The sequence below is a fragment of the Geodermatophilus sp. DF01-2 genome, from assembly GCF_004571065.1.
GTDB lineage: Bacteria > Actinomycetota > Actinomycetes > Mycobacteriales > Geodermatophilaceae > Geodermatophilus.
In genome coordinates, this window is record NZ_SPQN01000125.1 from 1 (window position 1) to 7,675 (window position 7,675).

Annotated in this window: 7 protein-coding genes; all 7 read right to left on the minus strand. The window is 74.7% G+C overall.

The genetic code is table 11. The features are described from left to right. Positions 1-52: 52 nt before the first annotated feature. Entirely contained in the window at positions 53-2,065 is a 2,013-nt protein-coding gene (locus E4P41_RS20490) for a multicopper oxidase domain-containing protein (RefSeq protein ID WP_135143061.1), read from the minus strand. A 137-nt stretch (positions 2,066-2,202) separates the two neighbouring features. Next, positions 2,203-3,543 carry an ATP-binding protein gene (locus E4P41_RS20495; RefSeq protein WP_135143062.1) on the minus strand — a complete coding sequence of 447 codons (1,341 nt, stop codon included), beginning with the start codon at positions 3,541-3,543 and terminating at the stop codon, positions 2,203-2,205. Further along, complete coding sequence (locus tag E4P41_RS20500) at positions 3,533-4,213, minus strand: response regulator transcription factor (RefSeq protein ID WP_167761200.1); 681 nt, start codon at positions 4,211-4,213, stop codon at positions 3,533-3,535. Before E4P41_RS20500 ends, E4P41_RS20495 begins: the two co-directional genes overlap by 11 nt. 221 nt (positions 4,214-4,434) lie before the next feature. Next, a complete protein-coding gene (locus E4P41_RS22445; RefSeq protein ID WP_167761201.1) occupies positions 4,435-4,851 on the minus strand; it encodes a response regulator transcription factor in 417 nt (138 codons plus the stop codon). A 221-nt stretch (positions 4,852-5,072) separates the two neighbouring features. Then, complete coding sequence (locus E4P41_RS20510; protein WP_135143065.1) at positions 5,073-5,813, minus strand: GAF domain-containing protein; 741 nt, start codon at positions 5,811-5,813, stop codon at positions 5,073-5,075. Between the two features lie 2 nt (positions 5,814-5,815). After that, positions 5,816-6,739: an ABC transporter ATP-binding protein gene (locus E4P41_RS20515; RefSeq protein WP_135143066.1), complete on the minus strand. Its 924-nt coding sequence runs from the start codon at positions 6,737-6,739 to the stop codon at positions 5,816-5,818. A gap of 7 nt (positions 6,740-6,746) precedes the next feature. After that, positions 6,747-7,675 (minus strand): iron ABC transporter permease (locus E4P41_RS20520; protein WP_209307833.1); only part of this gene is annotated, 929 nt, incomplete at its 5' end.

Below are 7,675 nucleotides of genomic sequence, written 5' to 3' on the forward strand. Positions count from 1 at the left end.
TCACGAGCCGGAGCCGGTCGCACCCGAGCCGCCGGGGCGGGGACGACGGCGGTCACCGCCGACGCCGCCGGGTCGGGGTGGCGGTGCGCCGGGACCGCGTCCTGGTGGAGGTCGCCGGCGTGGACGTCCCGGTCGGCGTCGTCGAGGTCCGGGCCGGCGTCGGGGGAGCAGTCGTCGCCGGGGGAGCCGCCGTCGTCGGGGCGGGGGTGGAGGTCTGCGTCGGGGTGGCGGTGTCCGTGCCGGTCGTGCCGCCGTCGATGCCACCGGTCGTGCCGTCACCGGTCACCGGGTCCGGCGTGCCCTCCTCCGCGGCCTCCTCCGCCTCCTTCGCGGCCTCCTCGGCGGCCTCCTCGAGGGCATCCTCGAAGTCGTCCGGGTCGCCGCCCTTGGGCGGCGCGGTGTTGATCGAGTCGCAGTCGATGTCGTGGTGACCCACCTGGTACTGGGTCATCATGTCGTGGTCCTCGTGGGAGAGGTTGTGGCAGTGGATCATGTACCGCCCCTCCTCGTGCGCGAAGTTGAGGAGAAGGCGGATGGTCTCGCCCTCACCGACGTAGACGACGTCCTTCGGGCCGCGCTCCTCCGGCCGGGGCGGTTGCCCGTTGCGGCTGAGCACCCGGAAGTCCGCGAGGTGCACGTGCAGCGGGTGGAACCAGCCGCCGGAGGAGTTGGTGGCCTCCCAGATCTCCCATGAGTTCGGCGCGACGTTGGCGAAGACGTGCTCGTAGTTGCTGCGGACGACGTCGTCCCACGTCTCGTCGTTGATGACCCAGAGGCCGTTGGCCCGCTCGAGCTCCATGCGGCGGACCGGCGTGCCGGGGTCTGCGTTGCTGCGCGCCATGACCGGGTGCTGGAGCGCCGCGAACTCGGCCAGGTCGAGCGGGCCGTTGCCGTCCAGGCTGGTGGGCGCCGCGGTGCCGACCTCGAACTGCATGACCTTGCCGGTGTGGTCGAAGTCGCGGGCGTTCTTCACGCCGGAGTTCAGCAGCTGCACCCTGGTGCCCTTGAACGGGGCGAAGTCGACGACGATCTCGTACCGCTCGCCCATGCCGACGGTGAGCGTGGTGACCGTCTGCGGCTGGTGCATGAAGCCGCCGTCGGTGGCGATCACGGTGAACGGCCTGCCGTTGCTCAGCCGGAGCTTGTAGCCGCGGGCCAGTGAGCCGTTGAGGATGCGGAACCGGTACGTGCGCGGCTGGACCTTCATGGTCGGCCAGGGCACGCCGTTGACCAGGATAACGTCGCCGTAGACGCCCGACTCGCCGTCGTCGTCCCACATGAGCTGGCCGTTCTCGGCGAACATGACGTCGCTGACGATCAGTGGGACCTCGTACTGCGCCGAGGCGTCGCTGGCCAGTGCGGGGTCGTACCTCGGGATCCCGAGCCGCCGCTCCAGCGCCTCGTCGACGATGTGGTACTGGGCGGCCAGGCCCATGTACACGTTCTCGGCGGTGTGGTGCACGCCGTGGTCGTGGTACCAGATCGTCCGCGGCGTGCAGTTGTTCGGATACATGTAGGTCTTCCACTCGCCCGGCCGGGTGAGGTCGCCGGCGTAGCCGTCGAACTGCGGCTTGGACGGCGAGCCGTGCAGGTGGGTGGAGGTCCAGGGGACGTAGCCGAGCGTCGGGTGCTTGGCCGGCAGCCTGTTGATCTGCTGCATGACGACCCGCCGCGGCCTGCCGTTGCTGAGGTACGTCCGGATGGTGGGACCGGGGACCTGGCCGTTGTAGCCCCACATCGTGGTCTTGATGCCCTTGACCAGCTCCACCTGGGTGGGTCTCTGCTCGATGCGGTAGTAGTCGGTCCCGGCGTACTCGCCGCCGGTGACGGGCGTGCCGGTGTCCGGGGTCCTGCCGTAGGTGTTCCCCGGCACGTCGTCGCTCCTGGTCGGCTTCATCACCTGCGGGGCGCGGAACGCGGCGGCGTACGGCCGCGGCATCCGCTTCTCGTCGAGCTCCGAGGCGCTCTTCGCCGAGAGGACCGCCTGGAACGGCAAGGCCATGGCCGCAGTCCCGACCAGCGACACCTTGAGGACGTCGCGGCGGTTCAGGCTGGGCGTGTCCATCGGGGGGTGCTCCTCACTACCGCTGGTGTTCCCGGTGTGGAGACCCTTCCGCGCACGCCGCACCCGTCACAGCCGTCACCGGGGGGGCGAGGCGCTCCCGCAATCGGGGGGTCTGGGCAGGTCAGCGACTCGTGGCGTCACTGTCCGTGTCGGAGCGGCACGACCGCAGTCAGGAGTGCACCGCCGCCGGGCCGCTCACCCAGGGTGACCGTCCCGCCGAGGTCGACCACCCGGTCGCAGAGCAGGGACAGGCCGAGGTGCCCCTCCGCGCGCTTGTCGGTGGACACCGGGAAGCCGATGCCGTCGTCGGCGACCTCGAGTCGCACGGCTCGTGCACCCTTGAGTTCGGTCTCCTCGAGGGTGATCCAGGCGCGCTCGGCCTTCGCGTGGTGGACGACGTTGGCCAGCGCCTCCTTGGCAGTGCGGTAGAGCACCGCCGCGGCGTCCGGGGTCATCTCGGGCAGGGGCGCGGCGTCCATGAGCACCTCGACACCCGCGGCGCGCAGCGGCTCGGCGCTGTCGGAGATCGCCACGCCCAGGCCCGGCCCGCTCAGGTCGGGCGGGTAGATGTCGACCATCAGCCGGCGCAGCGACTGGACGGCGTGCCGGACGGCGCCCACCAACTTGTCGACGGTGGGCTGCCGCTCCTCGGGCAGGCTGCCCCGCAGCGCCGAGAGGGCGTAGCTCACGCCGGCGAGGTCCTGCACCGGGCCGTCGTGGACGTCGGCGGCGATCGCGCGGCGCTCCCGGTCCGAGGCGGTGACGGTGCGCGCCATGAGCTCGGCCCGCTCGGCCTCCTGGCGCCGCACCCGGCGGGCCAGCGAGGTGGCGATCGGGATCTGCACCACCTGCAGCACCACCAGGGCCCCGATGGCCATCGGGATGATCTCCCCGCGCAGCCGCGTCGCCTGGCGCTCGATGCTGTCGTAGGAGAAGTACGCCTCGAAGGCCAGCTGCTGCCCCGGCAGGTCGAGCGGGGCGTAGACCTCCAGCAGGGCGCTCTGCTGTCCGTCCGCGTCGGTCTCCGGAGCCTCGTCGACGTCGGCGACCGCCGTTCCACCGATCGCGGTGAGCAGCCCCTCCGACGGCGGGAACACCCGGCCTCGCAGCTCCGGCTCGCTGGCGTAGACGACCTCGCCGGTCGCCCGCCACACGACGATCCGGCTGACCGAGCCGTCGGTCAGCCGGTCCCGGACGATCCGGTCGAGCTCGTCGAACCCGCCCGGCCGGCCGGCGAGGGCGTCCGCCAGCACCGGCCCCACCACGAGCTGCGCCAGCCGCGTCGCGGCACGCTCCGCCTCGGCCAGGGCGTTGTCCCGGGCGATCCGCTCGCTCAGCCAGACCGTGCCCGCCGACACGGCGAGCAGGACCAGCAGTGCGACGGCGCAGAAGGCCGCCAGCTCGCGGCCCCAGGCGGTGCGACGGCGAGCGGAGGGGAGGCTCCCGGGGGAGGAGGGACCGGTGGCGTCAGCGCTCATCCGCAGCGCCGAGGAGCCCCAGCTGCTGGGCCTTGACCACCGCCTCGAGCTGGGAGCGGACACCGAGCTTGGCGTGCAGCGACTTCACGTAGCCACGGCAGGTCTCCAGCGTGATGCCCAGGACCCGGGCGATCGCCTTGACCTGCATCCCACGGCCGAGGCAGTCGAGCACCTCCTGCTCGCGCCGGGTCAGCTGCGGGACCGCGTCACGGCCGGTGGCGGCCGCCGGCGTGCGGGTCGGGCCGCTGGAGAAGGTGGAGGGGGCGACGAGCATCTGCCCGGGCTGCACGCGGGAGAGGACGTCGATCATCTCGGCGAGCGAGCCGTCCTTGGGGATGAACGCCGAGGCGCCGGCCTGGGCGGCCCGCACGACCCAGTCGGGGTCGCGGTGGGCGGTGACCACGGCGACGACGGCGTCGGGCGCCACCTCGCGGATCCGGCGGGTGGCCGCCAGCCCGTCCTGGCGCGGCATCTCGATGTCCATCACCACGATGTCGGGCTGCAGGTCCTGGGCCATCGCGACGGCCTGGGCCGCGGAGTGGGCCGTGCCGACCGGGTCCATGCCGGCGGAGGACAGCGCCCCGGAGAGGAGTTCGGCGAAGGTGCGGTGGTCGTCGACCACCAGCACCCGGGCCAGGTCGGTCTGCCCCTCCAGCTGGGCGAGCGCCATGGGAACCCCCGTCGTCCATCCCATGCTCCGGCCCGCCGGTGCGGGGAAGCGCGTTCCCGGGAATGGGACCGGAGTTCTCCCCGTCACACCAGGGACCTCCGCCCCCGAAAGCCCGAAGATCCCCGTCACCCCGCGCCACCTGCGCGCGAGTCGGAACTCTCCGTGCACGCACCGGCCCCGGTCCGTTGCGCCCCTCTCGCCCTGTCGGGGGGCACGCCCAGCTAGACCGGGCCGCCGGCGGCCGCCGACGTGGCGGCGGAGCTCCAGGCGGTGCCGCCGGCAGCCACCGTGCGGACGTGGTCGGGCAGCGCGCCGGGGTCGTCGTCCTTGAGCAGGTAGCCGACGACACCGATCTCGCGGGCCTCCTCCACGAGCGCCGGGGTGAGCGAGCCGGTCAGGACGACGACGCGGGACTCCGGCTGGGCGGTGAGCAGCTCCCGGGCCGCCTGCAGCCCGGTGACCCGCGGCATGGCCAGGTCGAGAAGGACGACGTCGGGCCGGGTGCGCCGGGCGGCGTCGAGGACCTGTGCGCCGTCCTCGCACTCGGCGACCACCGTGACGTCGCCGCTGGCGGAGAAGAGCTCGACCAGGGAGTCGCGGACGAACGCGTGGTCGTCCGCGACCAGGACCGTGATCACGCGTCGCCGTCCTCCCTCCCTCTCCGCCGCCGGGCGGTCCGGACGGTACCCCCGTGGTTCCCGGGGGATGCGTCCTCCGGGCCACAGCGGCAGCACGTGCCCAGTCTGGCGACCGGTCCCGAGCGGAGACAGTCCGCGCGACAGCCGAACCACGGGGGTGGCCGACCCCCAACCTCGGGGGCATCCGGAACCGGGCGCTGACCCGGTGGAAGGCCTGCCGGTCAGCCGCGGAAGGTCGTCGGGTCGTCCGGAGGGCGGAGGGCGTCGGGGTCGAGCCGGCCGGCGATGACGTCGTCGGCGAGGTCGTCGACCGTGCGATCGGCCGTCCACGCCGCGCAGCGCAGCAGGTCCAGCGCCGCCGGCGCGTCGGTGCCGAGGTCCATGCCCACCCGGCCGATCGCCGTCCACACCAGGCCGCGGTGCTGCGCCGCCGGGCTGTGCAGCCACGCCGGCCCGCCCCAGGGCGCCCACACCGCGGCCTCGCCGAGCGCTGCCGCGACCAGGTCGCCGACGGCCATGGCCGCGAAGACGTCGAGGGCGGAGACGGCCGACTCGTCGACGAAGAACAGGTCGAGGACCCCGGGCCCGGCCAACGTCTCGCCGATCGGCAGCGCGACCACCGCGCGGTAGGGGGTCTGCTCGGCCAGCAGGCCGGCGAACGCCGGCCAGCGGCGCTGCAGGTCCGGGAAGGCCGCGAACACCGGCTCCCGGTGCCGCTGCGCGGTCTCGCACGGCCCGTTCCCGGCGGTGAACTGCAGCCGCTCGGCGAGGACGGCGGTCTCCGAGCTGGCCCCGAGGGGGAGCCGGTCCTCCCCGCCGGTGCCGACGCTCAGCCCGGCGTCGTCCACCCCCAGCGTCCGGGCGCACGCGCGGGTCAGTCGCACCGGCAACAGCTCGGGACCGGCGAGGTCGGGGTCGTCGACGGCGTCCAGTGCGGCACGGAAGCGCGCGGCGATGGACACGGTCAGATCATCCGGTATCGCGACGACGCGGACGCAGGGGACGCGGATCCGTGCGCCGGCTGTCCCGAACGGTGGGTTCCTCCCCGTGGGGCGACGTCCCCCGGCGGGCCCGGGCGGTCCGCCGGCGGTCGGTCGTCCCGGTCGTCCTCCCGCGCCCGCAGAGGCAGGACGGCGGGGCCGTGCGGGCCGGCCACCACCTGGGCCCGGGCGCCGTAGTGGCCGGCCAGCGCCGCCGAGGTGAGGACCTCCGCCGGCGTTCCCTCGGCGACCAGCCGGCCCCTCGAGAGCAGCGCCAGCCGGTCGGCGTACTGGCCGGCCAGGGTGAGGTCGTGCAGCGTGCTCAGCACCGTGAGGCCGTCCTGCCGGCGCAGCCGGTCGACGAGGTCGAGCACCTGCTGCGCGTGGCCGAGGTCCAGCGCGGCCGTCGGCTCGTCGAGCAGCAGCACCCGCGGTTGCTGCGCGAGGGCCCGGGCCAGCACGGCGCGTTGCTGCTCGCCGCCCGACAGCGTCGCCACCGGCCGGTCGGCCAGCCCGGTCAGCTCCAGGCGGGCCATCACGTCGGACACCACCTGGCGGTCCGCCGGGCGGGGCGCGGCCAGCAGCGCGCGGTGCGGGGTGCGGCCCAGGCCCACGTACTCGGCGGTGGTGACCCCCTCCGGCACGACCGGGCGCTGCGGCGCGTAGGCCAGCGTGCGGGCCCGCTCCCGCCGCGGCATCGCGGTGGTCGGGACGCCGTCGACGCGGACCTCCCCCTCGTGCGGGTGGGCGCCGAGTACCGCGCGCAGCAGCGTGGTCTTGCCCGAGCCGTTCGGGCCGATGACCGCCGTCCAGCCGCCCGGCCCGACGTCCAGGCGGACGTCGTCGAGCACGCGGGTGCGGCCGTGCGCCGCGGAGAGCCCCAGCACCTCCACCCGGGCGCCGCTCACCGCCGCCTCATCTCCGTCGTGCTCCCGCCCACAGCAGCCCGGCGAAGAACGGGGCACCGACGAACGCGGTGACCACGCCGATCGGCAGCTCGGCGGGTGCGAGCACCACGCGGGCGACCAGGTCGGCGAGCACCAGGAAGGCGCCGCCGACCAGCAGCGCGGCCGGCAGCACCCGGGCGTGCGAGCCGCCGACCAGCCGCCGGACGACGTGCGGGACGACGAGCCCGACGAAGCCGATCAGCCCGCTGACCGCCACGGCCGACGCGGTGGCCAGCGACGCCGCGATGACGATCAGCAGCCGCAGCCGGCGCGGCGGCACGCCCAGCGTCCGGGCCTCGTCGTCCCCGAGGGCCAGCACGTCGAGCGCGCGCCCGCACAGCAGCAGCACCAGGCAGGCCGTGCCGAGGTACGGGAGCACGAGGACGACGTCGGACCACTGGGCGCGGCCGAGCTGGCCGAGCAGCCAGCCGTACACCGCGCGCAGGTCGTCGGTGTTCTGCTGCTGCACCAGGGTCTGCGCCGCGGCGAGGAACGAGGCGACGGCGACCCCGGCCAGCAGCAGCGTCGCGCTGTGCGACCCGCCCGCGGCGGTGCCGAGCAGGAGCGCCGCCCCCACACCCGCGAGCGCTCCCGCGAACGCGGCGAGCGGGACGACGCCGACCGGGCCCAGCGACGTGCCCGGCGCGTAGGCGATGACGACGGTGGCGCCCAGGCCCGCGCCGGCGGCCGCCCCGAGGAGGTAGGGGTCGGCCAGCGGGTTGCGGAAGACGCCCTGGTAGGCCGCCCCGGAGACGGCCAGTGCGGCGCCCACGAGCGCTGCCAGCACCACCCGCGGCAGCCGCAGCTCCAGGAGCACGGCGGCGCCGGTGCCCTCCAGCCCGCCGGGCACGTCTCCGCCGAGGGGCGCCAGGGCGCGGTCGGCCAGGGTGGCGAGGA